At 52.2% G+C, this 24,086-nt stretch carries 22 protein-coding genes and 6 pseudogenes; 27 read left to right on the plus strand and 1 reads right to left on the minus strand.

Features of this window, described 5'->3' with window-relative positions; translation table 11 throughout:
- Window positions 1-48 precede the first annotated feature (48 nt).
- The 9 genes and pseudogenes from PXT33_RS08775 (at window position 49) to PXT33_RS08815 (ending at window position 7,228) form a co-directional block, all read left to right on the plus strand.
- Window positions 49-918, plus strand: a complete 870-nt coding sequence (locus PXT33_RS08775) for a DUF6017 domain-containing protein (RefSeq protein ID WP_112121921.1) — start codon at window positions 49-51, stop codon at window positions 916-918.
- A pseudogene (locus PXT33_RS08780) lies at window positions 918-1,750 on the plus strand (ParA family protein). Before PXT33_RS08775 ends, PXT33_RS08780 begins: the two are co-directional and overlap by 1 nt.
- Complete coding sequence (locus tag PXT33_RS08785; RefSeq protein ID WP_112121920.1) at window positions 1,707-2,741, plus strand: ParB/RepB/Spo0J family partition protein; 1,035 nt, start codon at window positions 1,707-1,709, stop codon at window positions 2,739-2,741. The pseudogene PXT33_RS08780 and the gene PXT33_RS08785 overlap by 44 nt, the downstream one beginning before the upstream one ends.
- Window positions 2,742-2,804: 63 nt before the next feature.
- Window positions 2,805-3,230 (plus strand): hypothetical protein, encoded by a 426-nt coding sequence (locus tag PXT33_RS08790; RefSeq protein ID WP_015565006.1) that lies wholly within the window; start codon window positions 2,805-2,807, stop codon window positions 3,228-3,230.
- Between the two features lie 8 nt (window positions 3,231-3,238).
- Window positions 3,239-3,376, plus strand: a complete 138-nt coding sequence (locus tag PXT33_RS08795) for a hypothetical protein (protein ID WP_332376363.1) — start codon at window positions 3,239-3,241, stop codon at window positions 3,374-3,376.
- A complete protein-coding gene (locus PXT33_RS08800; RefSeq protein WP_332376365.1) occupies window positions 3,363-3,800 on the plus strand; it encodes a DUF3846 domain-containing protein in 438 nt (145 codons plus the stop codon). Before PXT33_RS08795 ends, PXT33_RS08800 begins: the two co-directional genes overlap by 14 nt.
- Before the next feature lie 30 nt (window positions 3,801-3,830).
- Window positions 3,831-4,289, plus strand: a complete 459-nt coding sequence (locus PXT33_RS08805) for a PcfB family protein (RefSeq protein WP_097785568.1) — start codon at window positions 3,831-3,833, stop codon at window positions 4,287-4,289.
- Window positions 4,286-4,819 (plus strand): annotated as a pseudogene (locus PXT33_RS08810) (type IV secretory system conjugative DNA transfer family protein); the annotation flags it as partial. The gene PXT33_RS08805 and the pseudogene PXT33_RS08810, both read left to right, overlap by 4 nt.
- Window positions 4,820-4,867: 48 nt before the next feature.
- Window positions 4,868-7,228 (plus strand): recombinase family protein, encoded by a 2,361-nt coding sequence (locus tag PXT33_RS08815; RefSeq protein ID WP_021631982.1) that lies wholly within the window; start codon window positions 4,868-4,870, stop codon window positions 7,226-7,228.
- Window positions 7,229-7,279: 51 nt separating this feature from the next.
- Here PXT33_RS08815 and PXT33_RS08820 read toward each other — a convergent pair whose 3' ends face one another.
- Window positions 7,280-8,224 (minus strand): hypothetical protein, encoded by a 945-nt coding sequence (locus PXT33_RS08820; RefSeq protein WP_117810788.1) that lies wholly within the window; start codon window positions 8,222-8,224, stop codon window positions 7,280-7,282.
- 436 nt (window positions 8,225-8,660) lie between these two features.
- Between PXT33_RS08820 and tet the strand changes: the two genes are divergently transcribed.
- The 18 genes and pseudogenes from tet to PXT33_RS08930 all read left to right on the plus strand — a co-directional run bounded on the left by tet (window position 8,661) and on the right by PXT33_RS08930 (window position 23,911).
- A complete protein-coding gene (gene tet / locus PXT33_RS08825; protein WP_035300359.1) occupies window positions 8,661-10,598 on the plus strand; it encodes a TetM/TetW/TetO/TetS family tetracycline resistance ribosomal protection protein in 1,938 nt (645 codons plus the stop codon).
- Between the two features lie 300 nt (window positions 10,599-10,898).
- Window positions 10,899-11,192, plus strand: coding sequence for a DUF3847 domain-containing protein (locus tag PXT33_RS08830; RefSeq protein WP_021631985.1), 294 nt, complete (start codon window positions 10,899-10,901; stop codon window positions 11,190-11,192).
- A pseudogene (gene mobQ / locus PXT33_RS14825) lies at window positions 11,193-12,657 on the plus strand (MobQ family relaxase). It begins immediately after the preceding gene.
- Window positions 12,654-13,031, plus strand: a pseudogene (locus PXT33_RS08850) (cysteine-rich VLP domain-containing protein); the annotation flags it as partial. The pseudogenes mobQ and PXT33_RS08850, both read left to right, overlap by 4 nt.
- Before the next feature lie 271 nt (window positions 13,032-13,302).
- Window positions 13,303-13,422, plus strand: a complete 120-nt coding sequence (locus tag PXT33_RS08855; protein ID WP_347070289.1) for a transposon-encoded TnpW family protein — start codon at window positions 13,303-13,305, stop codon at window positions 13,420-13,422.
- 34 nt (window positions 13,423-13,456) lie between these two features.
- Window positions 13,457-14,712 (plus strand): annotated as a pseudogene (locus tag PXT33_RS14775) (VirD4-like conjugal transfer protein, CD1115 family); the annotation flags it as partial.
- Between the two features lie 140 nt (window positions 14,713-14,852).
- Complete coding sequence (locus PXT33_RS08875) at window positions 14,853-15,068, plus strand: Maff2 family mobile element protein (RefSeq protein ID WP_055186938.1); 216 nt, start codon at window positions 14,853-14,855, stop codon at window positions 15,066-15,068.
- Between the two features lie 84 nt (window positions 15,069-15,152).
- On the plus strand, window positions 15,153-15,635 hold the full coding sequence (locus PXT33_RS08880) for a DUF3990 domain-containing protein (protein WP_005943070.1): 483 nt from the start codon (window positions 15,153-15,155) through the stop codon (window positions 15,633-15,635).
- Window positions 15,613-16,056, plus strand: coding sequence for a hypothetical protein (locus PXT33_RS08885; protein WP_112122232.1), 444 nt, complete (start codon window positions 15,613-15,615; stop codon window positions 16,054-16,056). Before PXT33_RS08880 ends, PXT33_RS08885 begins: the two co-directional genes overlap by 23 nt.
- A gap of 272 nt (window positions 16,057-16,328) precedes the next feature.
- Window positions 16,329-17,195, plus strand: a complete 867-nt coding sequence (locus PXT33_RS08890; RefSeq protein WP_112122160.1) for a VirB6/TrbL-like conjugal transfer protein, CD1112 family — start codon at window positions 16,329-16,331, stop codon at window positions 17,193-17,195.
- Window positions 17,196-17,208: 13 nt separating this feature from the next.
- A complete protein-coding gene (locus tag PXT33_RS08895) occupies window positions 17,209-17,574 on the plus strand; it encodes a PrgI family protein (protein WP_347070293.1) in 366 nt (121 codons plus the stop codon).
- The gene (locus tag PXT33_RS08900) at window positions 17,546-19,939 is read left to right on the plus strand and encodes a VirB4-like conjugal transfer ATPase, CD1110 family (RefSeq protein ID WP_347070294.1); all 2,394 of its coding nucleotides are present in this window, start codon (window positions 17,546-17,548) and stop codon (window positions 19,937-19,939) included. Before PXT33_RS08895 ends, PXT33_RS08900 begins: the two co-directional genes overlap by 29 nt.
- Window positions 19,936-21,669, plus strand: a complete 1,734-nt coding sequence (locus PXT33_RS08905; RefSeq protein ID WP_347070295.1) for a CD1108 family mobile element protein — start codon at window positions 19,936-19,938, stop codon at window positions 21,667-21,669. The genes PXT33_RS08900 and PXT33_RS08905 overlap by 4 nt, the downstream gene beginning before the upstream one ends.
- Before the next feature lie 13 nt (window positions 21,670-21,682).
- Window positions 21,683-21,949: a DUF4315 family protein gene (locus PXT33_RS08910; protein WP_055191823.1), complete on the plus strand. Its 267-nt coding sequence runs from the start codon at window positions 21,683-21,685 to the stop codon at window positions 21,947-21,949.
- Window positions 21,933-22,664, plus strand: a complete 732-nt coding sequence (locus tag PXT33_RS08915; protein WP_154256817.1) for a DUF4366 domain-containing protein — start codon at window positions 21,933-21,935, stop codon at window positions 22,662-22,664. Before PXT33_RS08910 ends, PXT33_RS08915 begins: the two co-directional genes overlap by 17 nt.
- Before the next feature lie 62 nt (window positions 22,665-22,726).
- Window positions 22,727-23,047, plus strand: a pseudogene (locus PXT33_RS08920) (DNA topoisomerase III); the annotation flags it as partial.
- Window positions 23,048-23,177: 130 nt separating this feature from the next.
- Window positions 23,178-23,396 (plus strand): DUF6061 family protein, encoded by a 219-nt coding sequence (locus PXT33_RS08925; protein ID WP_332376684.1) that lies wholly within the window; start codon window positions 23,178-23,180, stop codon window positions 23,394-23,396.
- A 173-nt stretch (window positions 23,397-23,569) separates the two neighbouring features.
- Window positions 23,570-23,911: a hypothetical protein gene (locus PXT33_RS08930; RefSeq protein ID WP_133300986.1), complete on the plus strand. Its 342-nt coding sequence runs from the start codon at window positions 23,570-23,572 to the stop codon at window positions 23,909-23,911.
- Window positions 23,912-24,086: the final 175 nt, after the last annotated feature.

Genomic DNA, 24,086 nt, shown 5'->3' on the forward strand with positions numbered 1-24,086 from the left:
AACCATGTCAATGAAACATCGTCATTTTTTCATCCTTGACAGAATTGTATGACGCTCGACTACTTCTATGGACAGGCCGGAAAACTTTTTTCGTTCTATCGCATCCCCAAAGCACTGTTTCAGGAGCAGCGGTTTCAAAATCTGTCAACCGATGCCAAAACACTCTACGGCATCCTGCTTGACCGCATGAGCCTTTCTGTTAAAAATGAATGGTTCGACAAGCAAGGCCGGGTGTTCATCATTTTCACGATCGAGGATGTCAAGAGGGCTTTGTGTTGCGCAGACAACAAAGCGACCAAGCTACTCAGGGAACTTGAAAATTTTGGTTTAATTGAACGAAAACGCCGTGGACTGGGCAAACCGAGTTTGGTGTATGTGAAAAACTTTTCGTCAGACCTTTCAAATGAGCGTGTCCAGAATCGTGAAAATCACGAATCTGGAAGTCCTAAAAACGCTTGTCAAGACCCGCCCAAATCACGATGTAATAAGAATAAAAAGAGTAAGACAGAGCGGAATAATACGAATCCTATCCTTTCCGATGAATTGGAGAAAATGAAGAATCGTAAACTGCTCGAAGAATATTTTTCACATTCTTTGGAGATAGAACTTCTTCTCCGGCTTTACCCGGATGATGAAGATACCATCTATCAGATCGTAGATTTGCTGGTGGACACCTGTGACAGCAAGCGTAAACTCATAAGAATCGCTGGCGATGATAAGCCCGCCGAAGTTGTGCTCAGTCGGCTAAAAAAGTTGAATGCAGACCACATCCGCTTCGTACTGGACTGTCTGGCAGCGAACACTTCCCCGATACGGAATATGAAGCAGTACCTTCTGGCCGCACTATTCAATGCTCCAACCACAATACAGCTCTATTATCAAAACAAAGTCAACCATGATTTAGCAGCTCGGAGGTGATGAAAATTTCCAAAAAGGCAACAACGATAGCCGTTATCAACCAGAAAGGCGGCACGGGCAAAACCACCACCTGTGAAAATTTGGGCGTAGGGCTTGCAATGGAGGGCAAGAAAGTTCTGCTTGTGGACGCTGACCCACAGGGTTCGCTTACTGTCAGTATGGGCTGGCAAGACCCGGATGCACTGCCCACTACACTCTCTACTCTTATGCAGAAAGCCATGAACGACCAGTGTATTCCACCCGGCGAAGGGATTCTGCACCATGCGGAGGGCGTTGACCTTATCCCGGCCAACATCGAACTGGCCGGACTGGAAGTGGCTCTGGTGAATACCATGAGCCGGGAGAAAGTGATGAAACAGGTGTTGGAAAGCGCAAAACGCGAGTACGACTATATTCTGATTGACTGCACTCCCTCTCTCGGTATGCTGACGGTCAATGCGCTGGCAGCGGCAGATTCCGCACTGATTCCGGTGCAAGCACAATATCTTTCGGCAAAAGGGCTGGAGCAGTTGCTTCAAACCGTGCAGAAAGTAAGGCGGCAGATAAACCCGAAACTGAAAATTGAGGGCATCCTGCTCACCATGACGGACAGCCGCACCATCTATGGGCAGCAAATCAGCAATCTGATTCGGCAAGCCTACGGAAAGCATTTGAAAGTGTTCGACCAGACAATTCCCCGTTCTGTCCGCGCTGCCGAAACCAGCACGACCGGAAAAAGCATTTTCCAGTATGACCCGAAAGGCAAAGTGGCAGAAGCCTATCATTCCATCGCAAAGGGGTGTTGGCCGATGCCGAAAAACGGCTTAAACGTCAGTTTGAACAGCTACGATGATATTTTTTCCACCGAAGAAACGCGGCAGGAAGAACAGCGCGAACAGGTACAGCAAATTCCCATTGATGAGTTGTATCCGTTCAAAGACCATCCCTTTAAGGTGATTGATGATGAAGCTATGCAGCGCACAGTAGAAAGCATAAAGCAGTTGGGTGTCACAAATCCGCTGATTGCTCGTCCGCGCCCGGATGGTGGCTACGAAATCATTTCCGGCCATCGCCGCCAACACGCTGCACAGCTTGCTAGACTGAAAACCCTGCCGGTTATCGTCCGTGATATGTCGGACGATGCCGCCGTTCTGCTCATGGTTGATTCCAATCTTCAGCGCGAACAGATTTTGCCGAGTGAGCGGGCATTTGCCTATAAGATGAAACTGGATGCACTGAAAAGGCAAGGTGCTAGGTCAGATTTAACTTCATCCCAAGTTGGGATGAAGTTGCAAGCTCTTGATATTGTTGGACAAGAAGCTGGTGATAGCCGCAACCAAGTACACCGTTTTATCCGCTTAACCAATCTTATCCCGGAACTGCTGGACATGGTAGACGAAAAGAAAATCTCATTTAACCCTGCGGTGGAACTCTCTTATCTTGATGAAAGCCAGCAGCGAGATTTTCTTGAAGCTATGGCTGACACGCAAAACGCCCCATCGCTTTCACAGGCGCAACGGCTCAAAAAGCTGGCGCAGGAAGGTCATTTCTCGTATGACGTTGCCTTTGCCGTGATGGGTGAACCGAAAAAGGACGAATTGGACAAAGTTGTTATCAAAAACGATACCCTGCGGAAATATTTTCCCGAAAGCTCTACTCCGAGAGAGATGGAAGAAAAAATCATTGGGCTTTTGGAAGAAAGTAAAACCGAAAAAGTTGTATTCAGGAGCGATTCTATCAAAAAATATTTTCCGAGCAACTATTCGTCAGAACAAATCGAAAATTCAATTCTCAAGATGCTCGACCAGCGCATGAAAAAGCGCAAGCATGAAGCTGAACGCTGACGATCAGATAAAACGCAAGACCCACTTTGGTCTTTTTCTTTGCAAACATGGAGGAAAAAGCCTATGAACAACACCGCTACTCGTATGATTCGTTCCGAGGAGATCACCATTGATATGCGCATCTGCACCATTCTGGCAGGTGGCAAGAAGCCCGGTGAAGTCTACTTTGCCGCCATTGCGCCGGATATGGAACTGACTGTTATTACTCTGGATGAAGCCCCTGACATTCTGCCCTGCTTCGATGAAAGCGATGCCAGCATCCATCTTCCCGACACTTCGCTGCTGCTCTGCTACAATCCGGCACAGGTTCTGAAGATGGCGGGCAAGCGTTACCTGACTGGCCCGGTCATTCTGGTACGCACCAACATGGACGGGAACTTCATTTCGCTTACCATTGATGACGTGTACCGTTTCCAGAAGTTTCTGGCGAGCCACAGCGTCACACTCATGGCAGACGATCAGAAGCTGCCCTGCATTTGCATCGTCTGAGGTGTGCCATGCTGAACTTTTTCATCGGTTTCGCACTTTTTGAGGCAGGTGCCATTTTCGGCTTCTTCGTGGCGACTCTGCTGAACGCCGCCCATGTCGGGCAGGAGAGCACCATCTTTGAGGAGAATGATAATGGAACAGAATGAAAATACCCTTTCGGTGCTGAAAATTGCACCGGGACAGCATCCGCAGCAGGTCGAGATTGACAACAACCTGAAAGCCTTGCAGGAAGCGGTGGGCGGCTCGATTGATGCTGTTTACCCCTTTGCAGACCCGGTGGCCATCATCTGCAATGACGAGGGCAAGCTCATGGGACTGCCGTTGAACCGTGCCCTGCGGGATGAGAACGGGCAGATGTACGATGCCGTTGCCGGAGACTTTCTAGTGGTGGGATTGGGCGAGGAGGATTTTGCATCCCTGACCCCGGAGATGGCGCAGAAGTATGAGCAGCTTTTTCATCAGCCGGAAGCCTTTCTGAAGCTGGGCAACCGTCTGCTGGTGCTGCCGGTGCCCGATGAACCTCCCGCAGAAAAGCCCCGCACCAAGCCCCCGGCAGAGCATGACCGCTAAAATCACCCTGCTGCACGGGAGGTGATGGCAGTGCAGGAAGAAATCGAACAGAAGTCATTCAACATTATGATCTCCACCACGAAGCTGTCTGCCCGGACTGTCCTGCGGGCAGTTAAAGCGGCGTTTCGGCTGTACCAGTCCAAGGCATCCCAAGGTAAGCAGAGCGTCCGCACTCTTCTGCGGCAGAACCGGGGCGTGTCCAGCGTGGAGATCAGCAAGACCGGCATCCGTGGTCTGGAACGCTATGCCAAAAAGTACGGCATCGACTACGCCATCCGTAAGGACACCTCCGAGGTGCCGCCCCGGTATCTGGTCTTTTTCAAAGCCCCGGACGCAGAAGCCTTCAACTCGGCGTTCAAAGAGTATTCGGCATCCCTGCTGAACAAGGACAAACGCCCCTCCGTATTGGCAAAACTGCATGAACTGGTGCAGGCTGCGGCAGAACTCCCCGGCAAAGTCCGGCACAAGGAACAGGAGCGAGGACTGTGACCACGAAAAAGCTGACAAAGCTGCTGGCGCTGTGTCTGCCCTATATCCTGCTGGGTCTGGTAGCAACGAATTTCGGAGAAGCGTGGCGGCTTTCCGAGGGCAAGGAACTGGGCGATAAGATCATGTCCATGATGGGCACAATCTCGGTGGCATTTGCAAACCCTCTGCCCAGCCTGCATCCGCTTGATTTGCTGGTGGGCTTGTGCTGCGGTGCAGGGTTACGGCTGGCGGTTTATTTGCGTGGAAAAAACGCCATGAAGTACCGCCACGGCATGGAGTACGGCTCTGCCCGGTGGGGCACCGCCAAGGATATTGAGCCGTTCATGGCTCCCAAATTTGCCGACAACATTATCCTGACCAAAACGGAACGGCTGATGATGTCCAACCGCCCACCGGACCCCAAAAACGCCCGGAACAAAAATGTGCTGGTGGTGGGCGGCTCCGGCAGCGGCAAGACCCGGTTTTGGCTCAAGCCCAACCTTCTACAATGTCATAGTTCCTATGTGGTCACTGACCCGAAAGGGTCACTATAATAAGGATAGAAAGGTCGTGAAAATACAAAACAGGAGGTTACACACATGAGGAAGCAGGAGCAAAAGGGTAAAATCACAGCATTGTACGAAAGGTTATCTCACGACGATGGGCGGTCTGACGAGAGCGTGTCCGTAGAAAATCAAAAGCGCATCCTGGAGGACTACGCCCGAAAAAATGGCTTCACTAATGTCCGCCACTTCACCGATGACGGGGTGCGGGGAACGACCTTCAAGCGGCCCGGCCTGGACGCTATGGTGGACGAGATACGGGCCGGAAATGTGGCTACCGTCATTGTCAAAGACCAGAGCAGAATAGGCCGTGACGTGGTGGAGGTCGGCTTGCTCAAACGCACCTTTGACGAGTACAACGTCCGCTTTATCGCCGCCAATGACAACCTGGACACCGCCAATGGATTTGATATTATGTCCATCTTCCGGGATGTGATAAATGAGTGGTACGTTGCTGACACCAGCCGCAAAATCAAGACCGTTTTCAAGTCCAGAATGGAAAAGGGCCTGCGCTGTTCGGGGGCCGTCCCCTATGGCTATCTCGCCTCAAAAGAAGAAAAGGGCGAGTGGGTGATCGACGAGGAAGCTGCCGCCGTTGTGCGCCGCATCTTTCAGATGGTCATGGACGGTCAGAGCGTCAACGGCATCGCCCGAACGCTGCGGGCCGAGCAAATCCCCATCCCTTCCGAACACTGGAAGCGTATCGGCTGTCCTGTTCGAGCCAACAGCTACCGCGACCCCTACGCATGGTCTGCCACCACCCTGGGTTATATTCTTAAAAGGCCGGAGTACCTGGGGCGCAAGGTGCTGGGCAAGACTGTCTGTGAGAACTACAAGACTAAAAGCACCCGCAGGACAATGCCAGAGGAACAATTTGTATTTGAGGGAGCCGTCCCCGCCATCATTGACGAAGAAACGTGGCACAATGTTCAGCGTTTGCGGGAAACCAAGCGCCGGACACCCAAGCGGAGTAATGCCCCTAACCGTTTAACCGGACTGCTCTACTGTGCCGACTGCGGCGCAAAGCTGACCCACCACAACAGTCTTGTCCAAGGCAAGTACATTGACGATGCTTTCACCTGTTCCAGATACCGGGCACCTATGGAGGATTGCACCATTCACTATGTTGCCACGCAAAAGCTGGAAGCGGCGATCCTCTCCGCCATCCAGCGGATAAGCTGGTATGTCCGCAACAACGAGCAGGAGTTTGTTCAGCGGGTTCGAAAGGCATCCAGTCTGCGCCAGGAGGAAGCAGTCAAGGATTGCCGGAAACAGATTGTCCAGGCGAAGAAGCGCCACGCCGAACTGGACGGACTGGTGAAGAAGCTGTACGAGGCCAACGCCACGGGCAAGCTGCCGGATAAGCATTTCAGCCGTCTCCTTGCCGAGTATGACGAGGAACAGGCCGCGCTGGAAGCCTCCATGACGGAGTGGCAGGGCTTGCTGGACAACTGGAACGCCGACCGGGTGAGAATGACGGAGTTTATCGACCTTGCCAAGCGGTACACCGATTTTTCGGAACTGACTACGCCCATTCTCAATGAGTTTATCGAGAAAATCGTTGTCCATGAGGGCAACGGACGGGGAAAGCAGCGCCGTCAGCGGTTAGATTTCTATTTCAATTTCATTGGCGCGTTTGAGGTTCCCGCCGACATTGTGACCCCGATGGAGCAGGAGGAAGAACGCCGCCAGCAGGAGGAACAGGCAGAGAAAGAGGAACGCTCCCAGGTGCTTGCCCAGGTTCGGTATGAGAGGTACAAGCAGGAGCGCCGGGAGTTTACCGCGAGGAAGCGGGCGGGCCTGTTGACCCCGGAGGAACAGGCGGAGGAAGAACGGCGGTTAGAGCGCAATCGGGCCTATCAGCAGAAGCAACGCGACAAGAAAAAGGCCAGTCAGCCAGAGAAGCCTCGCAAACGCTCACTGAAGGAACTCGCCAAGCTGGATGGAGCCGATCTCACCCCGGAGGAAGCGGAGCGGCTTGCGGCGCACCGCCAGAAGAAAGCCGAGCAGCACAAAGCGTGGCGTGACAGGCAGAAGTCCGCACAGCCCCCGAAGCCCCAACAGCGGACGTTGAAAGAACTTGCCAGATGTGCCGAGGCAGGTTTGCCTCTCACCCTAGAAGAAGCGGAACGGCTGGAAGCCCATCGCAATCGGAAAAAGGCGGCTTTGCAGGATTTGAAAGCCCGCGCCGAAACCGACCCGGTAGCGGCGGCAGAGTTGGCGCAGCAGAGAGCGCAACAGTCAGAAGCGGTAAAGAAGTCCCGTCAGAAAATGTATGCGGACGCTGCCGCCGGAGATCCCGAAGCCCAGGCCCGGTATGAACGTATGCTTGCCGCGAGGCGGGAGAACTACCACAGGAAGAAACAGGCAGAAGCCGAAGCTGCTCAAGTCAGCTAACGTAGATACAGAAAACGCCAGGGACAACGATAGTCCGTGGCGTTTTTGTCATTACTGCCGTTCCAGCAAATCCATATATTTCTGACGTTCGCCCTCCGGGACTTTCAGCGCCGCCATAGCCTGTTCAATGGTCAGCCCCATCGTTTCCATGAGGTTTTTGATAGAGGACAAGATACCTTTAGCAACGCCTTTTTCCTCAACGCCCTTGCTCAAATTACACATGACCGACACCTCCCTTTCCATTGTCTGCGTCATTTGAATGTCGTAATCGTCCTGCAAAATTTTCCGCTTTTCCGCCTCGCTGGTTTCGTTGGAGAGAAGCACATCCAGCATCCGCAATACGCCGTCATAATTTGACCCATCCGGCCCGCCAAGGCACAGCATGATGATGGACAGCAAATCATAATTCCTGATGGGTTCTTTGCCCTCGCCGACCAGATATTCTTCCACCAGCCGATACCGGGTAATGGTGTTCTCTCGATACTGCGGCGGTTTCATGCAAATCCAGATGGAGTAGACCTTCTTGATTTTCTCATAATGGGAGCCAGTGAACTCCCTGCCGTACTGGGAAGAAATCATGCGGCAACAGTAGTATATGCCACGCTTTATCAGCGGATAGCCGGGGTAAAAATCGTTCTGGGCCTCCACGTTGATGATGAGGGCAATTTGTTCCTCGGAGTCGGGAACGATGGCGCGGAAGCGAATGTCATAGGTGACTGTCCCCTCGCGCACCGATTTGTCCTCGGTGTCCATGCCGCTGATGACTGTGCCACCCTCGTCCGGCAGCACCGGGACGGCGGACACCTGGGGTTGGCCCTCAATGTACTTCTCGGCAATATCATTGACATCGCAATCCTTGTATTCTTCCAGGCAGGACTTCATAATCCGCGCCAGGATTGCCTTTTCAGACAGGACACGCTTACAGGCGGCATCATAACCCGCGCTGTCATCTGTGACGTGCAGTCCCTGGGCGATTGTCGTTTTGAGCTCCACCATCCTCACCTTCTTTCGTTTCATTCTACCACAGCTTTGCCAGCGCGTCCACTTCTTTTTGAAAAGAGTTGCGTATGGCGTATACACGAGAGAGATATGGAGGTGCAGTGACAGAAAAAATTTATCTTAACAGGGTTGCTTTTGGGAATTTGATATGCTATACTATAAAAAAATCCAAGCAAAGGAGTTTATCAATATGCGGCAAGGTATTCTTAAATAAAATTTGATAATGGGAACAAAGACAAACGTCCTCAAGGAGAGGGCTTGGTTTTTGTACCCAATTTAAGAATACTTTTGCCTTTTCATTTCATATCGTGATAGACAACGGCCAGCCTTGGCCGCAGTTTTCATGTGTGTCCTACCTATCATCCCCAGCGGTAAAAGTATTTGTCGCTGGGGATTTTTGCGCCCTTCTGGGCCTTGTATGGAGGACAATCATATGAAAATCATCAATATTGGCATTCTTGCTCATGTAGACGCAGGTAAGACGACCTTGACGGAGAGCCTGTTATATACCAGCGGAGCAATCGAGGCGCCCGGCAGTGTGGATCAGGGAACAACGAGAACGGACACCATGTTTTTAGAGCGGCAGCGTGGAATCACCATTCAAACGGCGGTCACTTCCTTTCAGTGGCACGATTGTAAGGTCAACATTGTGGATACTCCTGGGCATATGGATTTCTTAGCGGAGGTCTATCGCTCCCTTGCCATTCTTGACGGAGCGATTTTGGTTGTTTCTGCAAAAGACGGCGTTCAGGCGCAGACCCGTATTCTGTTTCATGCTCTGCAAGTAATGAAAATCCCAACTGTTATCTTTATTAACAAAATCGACCAGGACGGGATTGACCTGCCAGGTGTGTATCAGTCTATCCGAGATAAGCTCTCCGCAAATATGATTATTAAGCAGAACGTGCAGCTTTCCCCGGATATATCCATCATGGAAAACATGGGGCTGGAGAATTGGGATACCGTGATTGCGGACTGTGATGAATTGTTGGAGAAATATATTGCCGGAGAACCAATGGACAAAGAAGAACTTCTGCGGGAGGAAAACAGGAGAATCCAAAGCGTCTCTCTGTTTCCGGTCTATCATGGCAGTGCCAAGGTAAACTTGGGAATCCGACAACTCATTGAAGCGGTCACAGATACATTCCAATCACCCACCGGGCAGAACAGCTCTGAATTGTGCGGAACTGTGTTCAAAGTTGAGTACGCAAACCAGAGCCAACGCCTTGCCTATCTGCGGTTGTATAGCGGTACGCTTCATTTGCGGGATTCCGTAGCCTTGGCAGGGAAAGAAAAACTGAAAATTACGGAAATGCGTATCCCCTCAAAGGGTGAGATTGTCCGAACAGAGATTGCCCATGCGGGCGAGATCGTCATTGTACCCTGCGACAGTTTGCGGCTGAATGATGTGCTGGGAAACAAACTGCTGCTGCCCCGTGAAACGTGGAGCGACAATCCTCTCCCTTTGCTGCGGACAACAATTGCACCAGAGAAACCAGAACAGAGGGAACGCTTGTTAAACGCCTTGACAGAAATTGCGGATACCGACCCGCTTCTGCGCTATGAAGTAGACGCTGTGACCCATGAGATCATTCTCTCCTTTTTGGGCCGGGTACAATTGGAAATTATCTCTGATCTTCTGGTGGAAAAATATCAGCTCAACACAACTGCAAAAGAACCTACCGTCATCTATATGGAGAGGCCATTGAAAGCGGTAAGTCACACCATTCATATCGAAGTGCCGCCCAATCCATTCTGGGCGTCCATCGGGCTGTCCGTCACCCCTCTCCCCCTTGGCACCGGAGTGCAGTATGAGAGCAAAGTTTCCGTTGGATACTTGAATCAGAGTTTTCAAAACGCTGTATTGGATGGTATCCGCTACGGTCTGGAACAAGGCGTGTATGGATGGAAGGTAACGGACTGTAAAATCTGTTTTGAGTATGGGCTTTATTATAGTCCGGTCAGCACTCCCGCAGACTTTCGGTCATTGGCACCTATTGTATTGGAGCAGGTGTTGAAAAAGGCGGGGACGCAGCTATTGGAACCATATCTTTCTTTTACACTCTATGCGCCGCAGGAATATCTCTCCAGAGCTTATCATGACGCACCAAAATATTGCGCGAGTATTGAAACGACCCAGGTTAAAAACAGCGAGGTGATTTTTACTGGCGAAATCCCTGCCCGCTGTGTGCAAGAGTACCGCAATGACCTCACCTTTTATACAAACGGGAGAAGCGTTTGTTTAACAGAATTGAAGGGGTATCAAATCGCCAGCGGCGAACCAGTTTTTCAGCCACGCCGCCCAAACACCCGGATTGATAAGGTGCGCCATATGTTCAACAAAATTCTCCCATCAATGATGGACTTATAAAATCCCTTTGGAACAAAGGGCGCACTTCTATACATGGTCTGCGACCATGTATCGTGCGCTCTGCGAGGCTACGGCCCGGACTTCCGAAAGTCCGGGCCGTTTGCGTCGCTCCGCTCCGTACAAGGGGCTGCGCCCCTTGCGCCGCTTTGCGGCTATCCCTGCGCCCTCGCTGGAAAGGTACATCCGCTCTGCGTCTGCACCTTTCCAGCGAGGCTAAAACCGAATACCGTTACCCTTGACCGTTTACCCGACACAGCAGGTAGACGGTCTTTTGTTTTGCCAAGAAGGAGGTCAAACACGATGGACAAGTCACGCGAAGAATTAGAGAAAGAGTATGCTGAGGCCACCGCTAAGTTGGAGCAGTACCAGCACAGAGGCCAGCGGTATGAGAACCGCATCCGCTACTACACCCAAGGCGAAAGGAAGAAGCGAAACCACCGACTTATCACCCGTGGCGGAGCGGTGGAGAGTATCGCCCCGGAGGTGCGCGGCATGAGCGAAAGGGCCTTTTTTCTTTTGATGGAAAAGGTCTTTTCCCTGCCGGAAGTTGCCGCCCTGGTGAGCCAAGCCACTGACCAGCAGGAAAGCGGATAATTGGCCCTGTTCCATCTCCACGTTACCCAGGTCAAACGGAGCGCGGGACAGTCTGTTGTCACGTCCGCCGCCTACCGAGCCGGGGAGAAATTGTATAGCGAATACTATGGCGAGGTCAGCGACTACACCCACAAGGGCGGCGTGGTCTGCACAGACATTCTCCTGCCGCCCCAGGCCCCCAACCAGTACCAAGACCGCGCCACCCTCTGGAACGCCGTGGAGAAGGCCGAGCGCGGCAAGAAAGCCCAGCTTGCATATAGCTTTGACATTGCCTTGCAGAACGAGTTTTCATTGGAGGAAAACATCGCTCTTGCAAGGCAATTTGTTTCGGAGCAGCTTGTGGGCCGGGGCATGATTGCCGACTTTGCCATCCACCAGCCGGACAAGGAGGACGGCGGTATTCCTAACCCGCACTTTCATGTTCTCTGCCCCATCCGGCCCATTGAGCCAGACGGCAAATGGGGGTGCAAGCAGCGCCGCCGCTACCGTCTGGACGAGGACGGGAACCGCATTATGGGAGAGGACGGCAAGCCCTCTTTGACGCTGTTCCCACTACCGACTGGGGAAGCCCGGAAACACTGGAACATTGGCGGGAGGCGTGGGCCGCTATGGTGAACGCCAAGTTTGAGGAAAAGGGGCTGACCTGCCGCATCGACCACCGCTCCTATGAGCGTCAGGGCCTTGACCTGCTGCCCACCGTCCATGAGGGCGTGGCCGTCCGCCAGATGGAGGCCAAGGGCATCCCCACCGACAAGGGCGATCTGAACCGCTGGATAAAAAAGGCCAACAACATTCTGCGGGATATTCGGAAGAAAATCGCCGGCCTGACGGATTGGATTAAGGCCATAAAAGAAGAATTGAGCAAGCCCCAGGCCCCGACCCTTGCCGCCCTGCTGACCGACTACTATGAGGGCCGGAACGCCGGAGCATGGAGCCGCAACGCCAGGATTGGAAATCTTAAAGGTTTTGCCGAGGCCATCAATTTTCTGACCGAGAGGGCATCGCTACGCTGGAAGATTTAGAGACCCATATCGCCGCCCAGAGTGAACGAACGGAGGCCATCAACACATCCATGAAAGCGAAGCGTGACCGTCTGAACGAATTGAAGGAACTGCTTCGCCTTGTTGACCTCTACCGAGACACCAAGCCCGTCTATGACGAGTTGCAGGGTATCAAGTGGAAGGGCAAGCGGGAAAAATTCGAGAGGGAGCATGAGAACGAGTTGAGGACGTTCCACATGGCCCGCCGGAAGCTGGACAAGCACCGTTCCCCTGCTGGTAAAATCCCCGTTCATGCGTGGGAACAGGAACAGGCGAGGCTTCACCAGGAGTACACAGCCGAGTATGAGCAGTACAAGCCTATCCAAGACGATTTGCGGCGGCTTCAACAGGTGAAGCGGAACGCCGATGCTGCCATACACCAGCAGGAGCAGACCCAGCAGAAACGCCGGGAGGTGGAGCGGTGAACGGCATTCCCCGACTGACCTACCAGCAGTACCGAGCCGTCCGGCGGCTGGTGCATGACTGCTGCAATTATGACGGCGGCAACTGTCTTGCTCTTGATGACGGCTGGGAGCCTTGTGTCTGCGTCCAGAGTATCACCTATTCCCTGGTCTGTAAATGGTTCCGCGCCGCCGTCCTGCCAACAGACAAGGGGTTGTGTGCCGCCTTGCTCCACCGAGGACAGGCGCGGCCCTGTGCCGAGTGCGGGGCGATGTTCGTGCCGCGCTCCAATCGGGGCAAATACTGTGACGAGTGCGCCGCCAATGTGCGCCGGAGAAAGAAAGCTGCCAGCGAACGGGAACGCCGCAGGCGTGGACATTTAGAGGCTGAAAAGCCTTGCAATCAGGGGGCTTGTGGACAGTCCTCAAAGGGGACTAATACATTCCCCTTCCCCCACTCCAACGTGGGCGGCAAAATGGCGCTCACGTGGATTAACTTTGATGAATGATGAAAGGAGAGCCTATGACCTACGACCCCAGCATGACGATCACCAGCACCATCCCCGCCCCGGAGGGGAGCGACAGCACCAGCAGAGAGGGCAAGGCCATCCCCTGCCCGTGATGGCGGGCGGCAACGCTTCACCCGCCCCGGACGTACCGCCACCCGATATGGTAAAGACCGTTGGCGGTACGACCTTTGATATTTATTTCCATTTCAGCCAGACCAGCCGGGAAACCTTTACCGACAAGGTACTGCGCCTTATTCAATCCGATGTTGTAACCTCATAAAAATAATTTACTTTTTCTCTATCCTTATTGACAAAACCCGAAAGGCAGTATCGTGGTCGAGTGCGGGAACGCCCTTCTGAAGAACGGTTACAAGCTGAAAATCCTGAACACCATCAACTTCAAAAAGTCGATGCACTATAACCCCTTCGCCTATGTCCACAGCGAAAAGGACATTCTGAAACTGGTCACAACCCTGATGACCAACACCAAGGGCGAAGGGTCCGGCGGCGATCCATTCTGGGAGAAAAGTCGAAGCGTCTTTTGCTCACCGCCCTGATCGCTTATCTGCATTATGAAGCCCCGGCCGAGGAACAAAACTTCGCTACTCTGCTGGAGATGCTGAACACCATGCAGGTACTGGAGGACGACGAGGAATACCAGAACCCGGTGGATCTGCTGTTTGAAGAACTGGCAAAAAAGAAGCCCAACTGCTTTGCCGGGCGGCAGTACAAACTTTACAAGCTGGCCGCAGGAAAGACCGCAAAATCCATCCTCATTTCCTGTGGTGCCCGGTTCGCCCCCTTCGACATCCAAGAGCTGCGGGATCTCACCATGTACGATGAACTGCAACTGGACACGCTGGGCGACCGGAAGACGGCGCTGTTCCTCATCATGTCGGACACGGATTCAACCTTCAACTTCCTGATTTCACATGGTTTACACCCAGCTTTTCAATTTACTGTGCGATAAAGCAGATGATGTGTACGGCGGCAAGCTGCCCATCCATGTGCGGTGCCTTATCGACGAGTGCGCCAACATCGGCCAGATTCCCAATCTGGAAAAGCTGGTGGCAACCATCCGCAGCCGTGAAATCTCTGCCTGCCTTGTTTTGCAGACGAGAAGTCAGCTGAAAGCTATCTACAAGGACAATGCCGACACCATCGTCGGCAACATGGACAGCCAGATTTTTCTCGGCGGTTCAGTGAGCCCGACTACCCTGAAAGACCTGTCCGAAATGCTGGGCAAGGAAACAATCGACTCGTTCAACACTTCGGACACCCGTGGCAACAGCCCCAGTTACGGCACTACGTTCCAGAAGATGGGGCATGAATTATTGAGCCGGGACGAGCTGGCGGTGCTGGACGGCGGCAAGTGCATCTTGCAGTTGCGCGGTGTGCGCCCCTTCCTTTCGGACAAATACGACCTGACCCAGCACCCCAACTATAAGCTGACTTCGGATTACGACCCCAAAAATATCTTCGATATTGAAAAATATCTGAACCGAAAAGAAAAATCCACCCCGGTGATGAGTTCATCGTGGTGGACGCTGATTCGCTCCCGCCTGCCTGACTCGGTAGGCGTTTTTAATTTATCCCGGTCAGAAAAGTGCACCAGCAAATCAACCTTGCTGCGGTTATGCAGTGTAAAACAATAAGATTTCGGGTGTGTACAAATGATCGAAAACGCTTTATAATAAAGGAGAAAAGACTATGGAATTCTTCAACTCTGCTATCGAAGTTCTTCAGACTCTGGTCGTGGCTCTGGGTGCCGGTCTCGGCGTTTGGGGTGCCATCAACCTGCTGGAAGGTTATGGTAACGACAACCCCGGCTCCAAGTCTCAGGGCATGAAGCAGCTCATGGCTGGCGGCGGCGTTGCGCTGGTCGGCATTACCCTGATTCCCCTGCTGAGCGGCCTGTTCGGTTAAGAACGGCAGGCGGCGGTTGCCGCCCGGTACATATTATAATAAGGAAATCCATAGTAACCATCTCACATACAGAAGGTGACGCAGATGAGCGAGATTTTATTGTATCATGGCAGTAAAGAAGAAGTTGTCTATCCCGAAATCCGTATCACACGGTATACAAAGGACTTTTCTTGGGGATTCTACTGCACGAACAACTATCAGCAAGCCTACCGCTGGGCAGACCGCCGTTCTGCCGACGGCCTTGTGAACGTCTACCGCTATGTAGAAAATCCCGACCTGAAAATCCTGCGTTTCCCTGAAATGTCGGACGAATGGCTGGATTTCATTGCAAAATGTCGTGCAGGCGAAACCCATCCCTACGATATTGTGGAGGGACCCATGGCAGACGACACCATTTGGGATTACGTCAACGGATTTACGTCCGGGCAGATCAGCCGTGAAGCATTTTGGGCCTTGGCGAAATTCAAGCATCCAACACACCAGATCAGCTTTCACACCGTAAACGCTTTGCACTGCCTGACCTTTGAGAGGAGTGAACCCATCCATGACCGAAAAGCAGAAAAATGATGTTCTCTATGTTTGCAGCCTGATTGAGACCATTGCCCGCAAGACCAAAAATCATCGGCAGGATGTGATCCGTCACTTTACAAAAGCCGACATCGAACGGCAGCTCCGGCTGGCAGAAGTAAACCATTGCCTGTCCTTTGAGCAGGTTTCGGATGAGCTGATTGAAGATCTCAACATCCCGGAGGGGGATTTTGATACCGCCGCAGAGTGCCGCTACACGGTTCCTTCTGCAACCTCCATCGGAATGCTGTACCAGGGGCTGGTGCTGTCCACCATGAAGGATGATGATGCAGCACAGGCAATTCTGGATGTTTTTTCGTCGTTTATCACGGATGAGATCTCCGATTTCAATTCCAACGTATACTACACCAATCCTGATTATCTCCGCTGCTCCTATCTGGAGGGCAAAATGCTTGCATAACTGAATTATTGTCCTATGCCGATTGCCAAAAAGCAGTCGGCATTTTTGTTTTCATCGGCTTCTGAGGCGATTATTCCATACAGCGGCTTGAGCAGCAGCGGAAAGCCCTCTGCGGTTTGCAGTTTTATTGAATGTCCGTGCCCCAAGCCGTGTTTTTTATCCACCCATCAGTGAAAGGCGGTGTCTTATGCAGTTTTTGACCCACATTATTTTTCTCCTGAACCTTCTCAAGACCCTTATCAACCACTTCAGCTAAGGACGGTGACTGCTGAATGGAAACCGTTCTTAAAGCCATTGCCGACTGGATCAAAGGCATCCTGACGGCAGGCATTATGTCCAATCTTTCCGGCCTGTTCGACGATGTAAACACGCAGGTGGGCAACATCGCACAGCAGGTGGGCACCAAGCCCTCCAGCTTTGAGCCGCGCGTTTTTGCGATGATCGAAGCTCTTTCTCGGAATGTGGTGCTGCCCATTGCAGGCATCATCCTGACCTTCATCGCCTGTTACGAGTTGATCGAGATGATCACCCAGCACAACAACATGGCGCAGTTTGAGCCTGCCCTCATCATGCGCTGGATTTTTAAGACCGCTGTTTCGGTGTGGCTCATCAGCAACACCTTCGATATTGTGATGGCGGTGTTCGACATCACCCAGAAGGTAGTGTCCGATTCCAGCGGCATCATTGCCGGAAACACCCGTGTCAATGACATTGGTTTGTCCATGCTGCAATCCAGCCTGATGCAGATGGATGTAGGCCCCCTGTTCGGGCTGTTTTTGCAGTCCTTCTTCATCGACATCACCATGCGGATATTGAGTATCATCATTTTTGTCATCGTCTACGGGCGTATGATTGAAATCTACTGCATGGTGAGCCTTGCGCCCATCCCCATGGCAACATGGGGCAACCACGAGCAGTCGCACATGGGGCAAAACTACCTGAAATGCCTGTTCGCATTGGGCTTTCAAGGCTTTCTCATCCTCATCTGCGTGGCAATTTACGCTGTGCTGATCCAGAGCGTGGCGATTTCCGGGGATGCCATCAACTCCATTTGGAGCATTGTGGGCTACACCGTTCTGCTTTGTTTCAGCCTGTTCAAGACCAGCTCTGTGACCAAATCCGTCCTCGGAGCGCACTAAAGGAGGTGCTTTATTGGCTGCGTATATTTCTGTTCCCCGTGACCTGACAAAAGTGAAATCGAAGGTCGCATTCAATCTGACCAAACGACAGCTTGTCTGCTTTGGCACAGCGGCTCTCATTGGAGTGCCGCTGTTTTTTGTTCTACGGGATTCCGGCGGCAACACTGCCGCCACCCTCGGTATGATGGCGGTGATGCTACCGGCGTTCTTCCTTGGGATGTACGAAAAGAACGGACAGCCCATGGAAAAACTGCTGTCGTACTATGTGCAGTCCCGGTTTGTCCGTCCGAAGATTCGCCCCTACAAGACCAACAACTATTATGTGATTTTGATGAAGGGAGGCGTGACCCATGATCCCGTTTTGGAGAAAGACTGGTAAGCACAGCAAGCCGCAGTCTGCACAGAAGCGCAGGCAGAACACAAAGCCTGCTGTGCCCCGGACCGCCCAGCAGTCCATCCCCATGCAGCGGATGTTCGAGGATGGCACCTGCCGGGTGAAGCCCAACTACTACACCCGCACCATCCAGTATCAGGACATCAACTATCAGTTGGCACAGCAGGAGGATAAGACCGCGATTTTTGAGGAATGGTGCAGTTTTCTGAACTTCTTTGATTCCAGCATCAAATTTGAGCTGTCCTTTGTGAACATGGCAACCGACAGCACCGAGTTTGAGAAAAGCATCCGTATCCCGTACCAGCGAGATGGTTTCGATGATGTTCGTGCGGAGTATTCCCAGATGCTGCGCCAGCAGCTTGCCAAGGGCAATAATGGTCTGACCAAGACCAAATTCATCACCTTTGGCGTGGAGGGCGAGAGCATGGCACAGGTCAAGCCCCGGCTCGACCACATCCAAAACGATTTGCTTAACAACTTCCACCGGCTGGGGGTGCAGGCAAAGCCCCTGAACGGTGCCCAGCGGCTGAAACTCATGCACGATATGTTCAACATGGACGGTGCCAGCAAGTTTCACTTTGACTGGAAAGACCTTGTGAAAAGCGGCCTTTCGGTGAAGGATGCCATTGCACCCACCGCCTTTGCCTTCAAAAACTCCCGGACGTTCCAGATGGGCGGCATCTTTTGCGCTGCCAGCTTTCTGAGCATCACGGCTTCCGACATCAGCGACCAGCTTTTGAAGGACTTTCTGGACATGGATTCGTCCCAGATTGTCACCATGCACATTCAGAGTGTCGATCAGAACCGTGCCATCAAGACGGTCAAGCGCACCATCACCGAACTGGATCGCAGCAAGATCGAGGAACAGAAGAAGGCAATCCGTGCCGGATATGATATTGACATCATTCCGTCCGATTTGGCGACCTACGGCAGAGATGCAAAAGCCCTGCTGAAGGAATTGCAGAGCCAGAACGAGCGGATGTTCCTTGTCACATTTCTGGTGCTGAACACCGGGCGCACGGAACAGGAGCTGGAAAACAATGTTTTTCAGGCATCCAGTATTGCCCAGAAGCACAACTGCAACCTGTGCCGACTGGACTACCAACAGGAACAGGGGCTGATGAGCAGCCTGCCGCTGGCAGACTGTCAGATTGAGATTCAGCGAGGGCTGACCACCAGCAGCACTGCCATCTTTATCCCCTTTACCACACAGGAACTGTATCAGTCCGGCAAAGAAAGCCTGTATTACGGTCTGAACGCCTTGTCCAACAACCTTATCATGGTGGACCGGAAGAAGCTGAAGAACCCCAACGGCCTGATCCTCGGCACTCCGGGAAGCGGCAAAAGTTTCTCGGCAAAGCGTGAAATTGCCAATGCGTTTCTGGTGACGGACGATGATATTATCATCAACGACCCCGAAGGCGAATACTCGCCGCTGGTGAATCGTTTGAAGGGTCAGGTCATCAAAATTTCGCCCAACAGTACCCAGTTCATCAATCCCATGGACATCAATGCCAACTACTCCGAGGAAGATAACCCGCTTTCCCTGAAAGCTGACTTTATCCTTTCTCTCTGCGAACTGGTGGTTGGCGGCAAAGAAGGGCTGCTGCCGGTGGAGAAAACCGTCATCGACCGTTGTGTGCATCTGATCTACCGCAAATATTTTGCGAACCCCTGCCCGGAGAATATGCCCATCCTTGAGGACTTGTACAACGCCCTGCTTCAGCAGGACGAGAAGGAAGCCCACCACGTTGCCACCGCACTGGAAATCTATGTGAAAGGCTCCCTGAACCTGTTCAACCATCGCACTAACGTGAACGTCAATAACCGCATCGTCTGCTACGACATCAAGGAACTGGGCAAACAGATGAAAAAACTGGGAATGCTCATCGTACAGGATCAGGTGTGGGGACGTGTCACGGCAAACCACAGCAGCGGCAAGTCCACCCGATATTATATGGATGAGATGCACCTCCTCTTAAAAGAGGAACAGACTGCGGCGTATTCCGTAGAAATCTGGAAGCGTTTCCGTAAGTGGGGCGGCATCCCGACTGGATTGACGCAGAACGTCAAAGACCTTCTTTCTTCCCGTGAGGTCGAGAATATTTTTGAAAATTCAGACATGATCATCATGCTGAATCAGGCGGCAGGCGACCGGCAAATTCTCGCAAAGCAGCTCAACATCTCGCCCCATCAGCTTTCCTACGTCACCCACTCCGGCGAGGGCGAAGGGCTGCTGTTTTTCGGCAATGTCATTCTGCCGTTTGTGGACCGTTTCCCCACCGATCTGGAACTCTACCGCATTATGACCACCAAGTTGGGTGAAGTCTCGGAGGGCGCACAGAAATGAGTGAACCGAAGCTGAACATCAAAGAGGAAACGTCCGCAAAAAAGACCCGTTCTCCCCCGAAAAAAGCCAAGGTAGAGCAGACGGTGCCCAAAAAGAAAAAGCTGAAAACCGATGCGGAAAAGGCAGCAGAAAAAGCCCAGCACCTGCGGTTCGGCAAGACGGAACTGACCCCGGACGAACTGAGCCGGTTGAGCAAGGCACAGAAGCGGGAAATGTACGCCGCCCATGCCGCCCGCTCTGCGGTGCACCGGGAAGTTGACCAGTACGAGGATGAAAACGTCGGTGTGCAGGCTCTGAGCGAGGGCGAAAAAACGGCTGGAAATGTCCGGGATATTTCCAAGAGCCGCTACGCCCGTAAACTCAAGAAGAAAGCCAAGATGCAGGGCAAGAAAGGCACAAAAACCGCAAGATCTTCTGCACAGGAGCCGACTGCGCCACAAGATGCAGGCGCATCCAGCACCGGCGAGGGCGGCTCCAACTGGCTTTCACGTTGGAAACAGCGGCAAGAAATTCACAAAAGCTATTATACCGCCGCCCGGTCGGGCACGGCGGCGCAGACCGCAGGCGGCAAAGCGGCATCCAACGGCGCATCTGCCGCTCGGTCTGGCGTGGAACAGGCCGTAGAAAAAGGCAAAACTGCCGTCAGCACCGCCGTAAAAGGGCTGATGAACGCCGCCAAAGGCAACGCACACGTTCTGGTGATCGTGGGCGTTTTTCTTTTGCTCATCCTCATGGTGATGTCCGGCTTTTCTTCCTGCGGCATCCTCTTTTCTGGCGGCACACAGGTGTCCGGGCAGACCATGTACTCTGCCGAGGACAGGGACATCCGAGGTGCAGAGCAGGACTATAAGAAGCTGGAAAAGGAACTGGATAAAAAGATCAAGCGCACTCCTACCGACCACCCCGGCTACAACGAGTACCAGTACCATCTCGACCCCATCGAGCATGACCCGTGGCAGTTGACATCGTTCCTGACCACCTTGTATGACGATTACACCCGTTCGGAGGTACAGGGCAAGCTGAAGGAGACCTTCAAAAAACAGTACAAGCTGACCACATGGGTAGAGGTGCAGACCCGGTATATGACTGTGTGGGTCATGACTCCCGCAGGAATCCCAGTCCCCACGCAGGTGCCCTACGAGTACCGCATCTTCCACACCAAGCTGGTGAACCGTGGCTTGGAAGTGGTCATTCGGGAAGAACTGAATAACGACCAATGGAAACGTTACGAGATTTTCCAAGATACCTTGGGTGGTCGGCCTTATCTGTTCAACGGCGGATTGCCGCCCGGTGGTTCGGACGGCTCCGGCGCACCGGGTATTGATTATCAGATTCCGGCAGAAGCCCTGACCGACAGCGAATTTGCCGCCATCTACAAGGAAGCCCAAAAGTATGTGGGCACGCCCTATGTGTGGGGCGGTTCTACCCCGGAAACCGGGTTCGATTGCAGCGGTTATGTCTGCTGGGTCTACAACCAGAACGGCTACAATGTGGGGCGTACCACCGCCAACGGTCTGTGGAACAAGAGCCAGCACATTTCCGAAGCCGAAGCAAAGCCCGGAGATCTGGTCTTTTTCAAAGGAACCTACGACACCCCCGGCATGAGCCATACCGGGATTTATCTGGGCAATGGCATGATGGTCAGTGCCGGAGACCCCATCAAGTACGCAAACATTCACTCGTCCTACTGGGAGAAGCATCTCGCCGGGTTCGGACGGCTTTCAAAATGATTGGAGGAGTTTTATGAGCGAAAAATCGGATAAGCTACGGGCAATGCTGGAAAAAGAGAAGGAGCGCCGCATCAAACTGAATAACCGCATCGAGATTCTGGAACGGCGCATTCAGGAGGAGGATTCCGCCGAGGTCAACGAGATGGTGCGGACTGCAAAGGTCACGCCGGAACAGCTTGCTGCTCTGCTGCGGCAGTCGGCTACCGCCACCCCGAACCCGGCTGCGCTGTCTGCCGTGGGTGCAACTTTTGAGAAGGAGGTCGATGCAGATGAAGATTAAGAAACTGGGTGCGCTGCTGGTATCGGCGGCACTGTGCGCTGGCATGGCGGCTCCCGCCTTTGCCTTTGAGGGCGAAGCTGCCCCGGTGGAGCAGCCGGTTCTGCCGGAAGTCGTGGAGGAAGATGTTGTCACAGTCACGGATGAAACCGCTGGTGCCCTGACCCCGGAGGGCAACCTGACGCTGGTGGATGATTACCACACCGACTATTCCGATGGCAGCGGACAGCAGTTCATTACGCTGGTGTCGAAGTCGGGTGCAACTTTCTATCTGGTGATTGACCGCAACGCCAAGGGGCAGCAGACCGTCCACTTTATGAACCTTGTGGACGAAGCAGACCTTCTGGCTCTGATGGAGGAAGATGCTGCCGATGCTTATACCGCTGAAAAAGAAGCAGCGGCGCAGGCGGAACAGGACAAGCTGAAAGCCGAGGAAGAAGCCAAGAAAGCCGCAGAAGAAGCGGCGGCATCCGGCGAGGAACAGCCCAAGGAAAACAAGGTCACAAAAATCGCATCCGGCTTTCTGGGCGTAGTCGTGCTGATTGCGCTGGCGGCAGGCGGCGGCTTCTATGCTTTTGCGAAGCAGAAGCAGAAAAAGCAGGCAGAAAAAGAAGCCCTTGACCCCGATGCTAACTACACCGAGGACAAGGGCGACTTCGAGATTCCCACCGAGGACGAGCCGGAGGAACCCGGTGAGGAAGATACCGAACCTATCTGATTTCAAGGCGGCATTTGCCGCCTTACATATCTAAATCTGAAAAGAACAGGAGTTGATGCTTATTGTCTTATCAGCTTGTGGTCAGCGAGAAACCCTCAGTCGGGGCAGCTTACGCAAAGGTTCTCGGTGCGACCAATCGACAGGATGGTTATTGGGAGGGCAACGGTTATCTCGTCAGCTGGTGCATCGGGCATCTGGTAGAACTGGCTCCACCCAATATCTACGATGCCAAGTACGTCAAGTGGAGCATCGCAGACTTGCCCATCCTGCCGCAAAAGTGGCAGTATCTGGTGTCTGCGTCCACCAAAAAGCAGTTTGGCATCCTGCAAAAGCTGATGCACCGCCCGGATGTGGATAGCATCGTGAACAGTTGCGATGCAGGGTAGTGCGGTTAGGTGACTCAAGAGAAAGAAAAAAGAGACCTCATCTCGTCAAAAATCAAATTTCAAAATCATTAAAGGAGCTATTCAAATGAAACGAAATCAGAATTTCGACCATAATCACTCTCAAAAAATGCTTTCCTTCCGCTACAACATAGACACCAACCGAGTGGAAGCCCGGTTCACGGATGGCTCTGCCGTCGCCAACAGGATGCCCAACTGCCTCAGAACATCCTCAACCCGCTACTTTACAGTGGGGTTGACACGGAGGATTGAGTGTCATCGTTTTTTCATGGCTACCGCCGAAAATCATTGTAACGTATTTTGTGTTACAAATTGGTCAAGCGAATGATTATGATTAAAATTCTCTTACTCGCACAATAAGTCATTTGATAAACTGGTTAAAATGCCAAATAATTTCAAATCATAGTCCAACACACAACAAATGTGGTATAATAACAATATATTTAATGCTTTAACTGTGTTTGCAAAAAGGAAAAGAAGATAAGTATGGAGATTACATGGTTGAAAAATGAAGATAATGCCATTCAATACGTCTATGCCTCTGCTGTTCCCCAAAAAATACCATTAGACATTTTTAAAGAAATTGTTCAGAGCAGTAAAGAAAACTGTCTACCTGAATTTTATGTGATATCTGAACAGGGAAAGTATATCGGATATATTTTATTATTGGCCGATAAAAAAGAAGACATCCCTAAACCTTTTACATTTCTTGCATGTCATAATGGCGATACTCTGCCAAAAGAAACTCACAAAAAAATATTGGAATTTATCGGCAAACGGTGTCGTGTAAACAACTGGAATAAACTCGCTTGGTTGGCCGAACAAGAAATCCAGCAATTGTGATATCATCGTTTTTTAAGCTATCTCTCTATAAAAACTCCTTAAAGACATAAAGGCAAACTTGAATAAATAAATTTATCTAAAAGCCCCACCTACAATAGATATTCCAAATCGAAGAATCTACTGCAGGTGGGGCTTGTTCTATGTGATAAGCTATTTTGTAAAAATCAAATACGTA

Origin of the sequence: Faecalibacterium taiwanense (assembly GCF_036632915.2) — a bacterium.
Taxonomy (GTDB): domain Bacteria; phylum Bacillota; class Clostridia; order Oscillospirales; family Ruminococcaceae; genus Faecalibacterium; species Faecalibacterium taiwanense.

Bases quoted from the DNA above. Each gene is read 5' to 3' on its own strand.
- PXT33_RS08890 (WP_112122160.1), top strand. From the start codon at position 16,329: ATGGAAACCGTTCTTAAAGCCATTGCCGACTGGATCAAAGGCATCCTG.
- PXT33_RS08790 (WP_015565006.1), top strand. From the start codon at position 2,805: ATGAACAACACCGCTACTCGTATGATTCGTTCCGAGGAGATCACCATT.
- PXT33_RS08900 (WP_347070294.1), top strand. From the start codon at position 17,546: ATGATCCCGTTTTGGAGAAAGACTGGTAAGCACAGCAAGCCGCAGTCT.
- PXT33_RS08905 (WP_347070295.1), top strand. From the start codon at position 19,936: ATGAGTGAACCGAAGCTGAACATCAAAGAGGAAACGTCCGCAAAAAAG.
- PXT33_RS08800 (WP_332376365.1), top strand. From the start codon at position 3,363: ATGGAACAGAATGAAAATACCCTTTCGGTGCTGAAAATTGCACCGGGA.
- PXT33_RS08875 (WP_055186938.1), top strand. From the start codon at position 14,853: ATGGAATTCTTCAACTCTGCTATCGAAGTTCTTCAGACTCTGGTCGTG.
- PXT33_RS08925 (WP_332376684.1), top strand. From the start codon at position 23,178: ATGCTTTCCTTCCGCTACAACATAGACACCAACCGAGTGGAAGCCCGG.
- PXT33_RS08855 (WP_347070289.1), top strand. From the start codon at position 13,303: ATGGTAAAGACCGTTGGCGGTACGACCTTTGATATTTATTTCCATTTC.
- tet (WP_035300359.1), top strand. From the start codon at position 8,661: ATGAAAATCATCAATATTGGCATTCTTGCTCATGTAGACGCAGGTAAG.
- PXT33_RS08830 (WP_021631985.1), top strand. From the start codon at position 10,899: ATGGACAAGTCACGCGAAGAATTAGAGAAAGAGTATGCTGAGGCCACC.
- PXT33_RS08910 (WP_055191823.1), top strand. From the start codon at position 21,683: ATGAGCGAAAAATCGGATAAGCTACGGGCAATGCTGGAAAAAGAGAAG.
- PXT33_RS08775 (WP_112121921.1), top strand. From the start codon at position 49: ATGACGCTCGACTACTTCTATGGACAGGCCGGAAAACTTTTTTCGTTC.
- PXT33_RS08795 (WP_332376363.1), top strand. From the start codon at position 3,239: ATGCTGAACTTTTTCATCGGTTTCGCACTTTTTGAGGCAGGTGCCATT.
- PXT33_RS08885 (WP_112122232.1), top strand. From the start codon at position 15,613: ATGACCGAAAAGCAGAAAAATGATGTTCTCTATGTTTGCAGCCTGATT.
- PXT33_RS08880 (WP_005943070.1), top strand. From the start codon at position 15,153: ATGAGCGAGATTTTATTGTATCATGGCAGTAAAGAAGAAGTTGTCTAT.
- PXT33_RS08785 (WP_112121920.1), top strand. From the start codon at position 1,707: ATGCCGAAAAACGGCTTAAACGTCAGTTTGAACAGCTACGATGATATT.
- PXT33_RS08820 (WP_117810788.1), bottom strand. From the start codon at position 8,224: ATGGTGGAGCTCAAAACGACAATCGCCCAGGGACTGCACGTCACAGAT.
- PXT33_RS08815 (WP_021631982.1), top strand. From the start codon at position 4,868: ATGAGGAAGCAGGAGCAAAAGGGTAAAATCACAGCATTGTACGAAAGG.
- PXT33_RS08915 (WP_154256817.1), top strand. From the start codon at position 21,933: ATGCAGATGAAGATTAAGAAACTGGGTGCGCTGCTGGTATCGGCGGCA.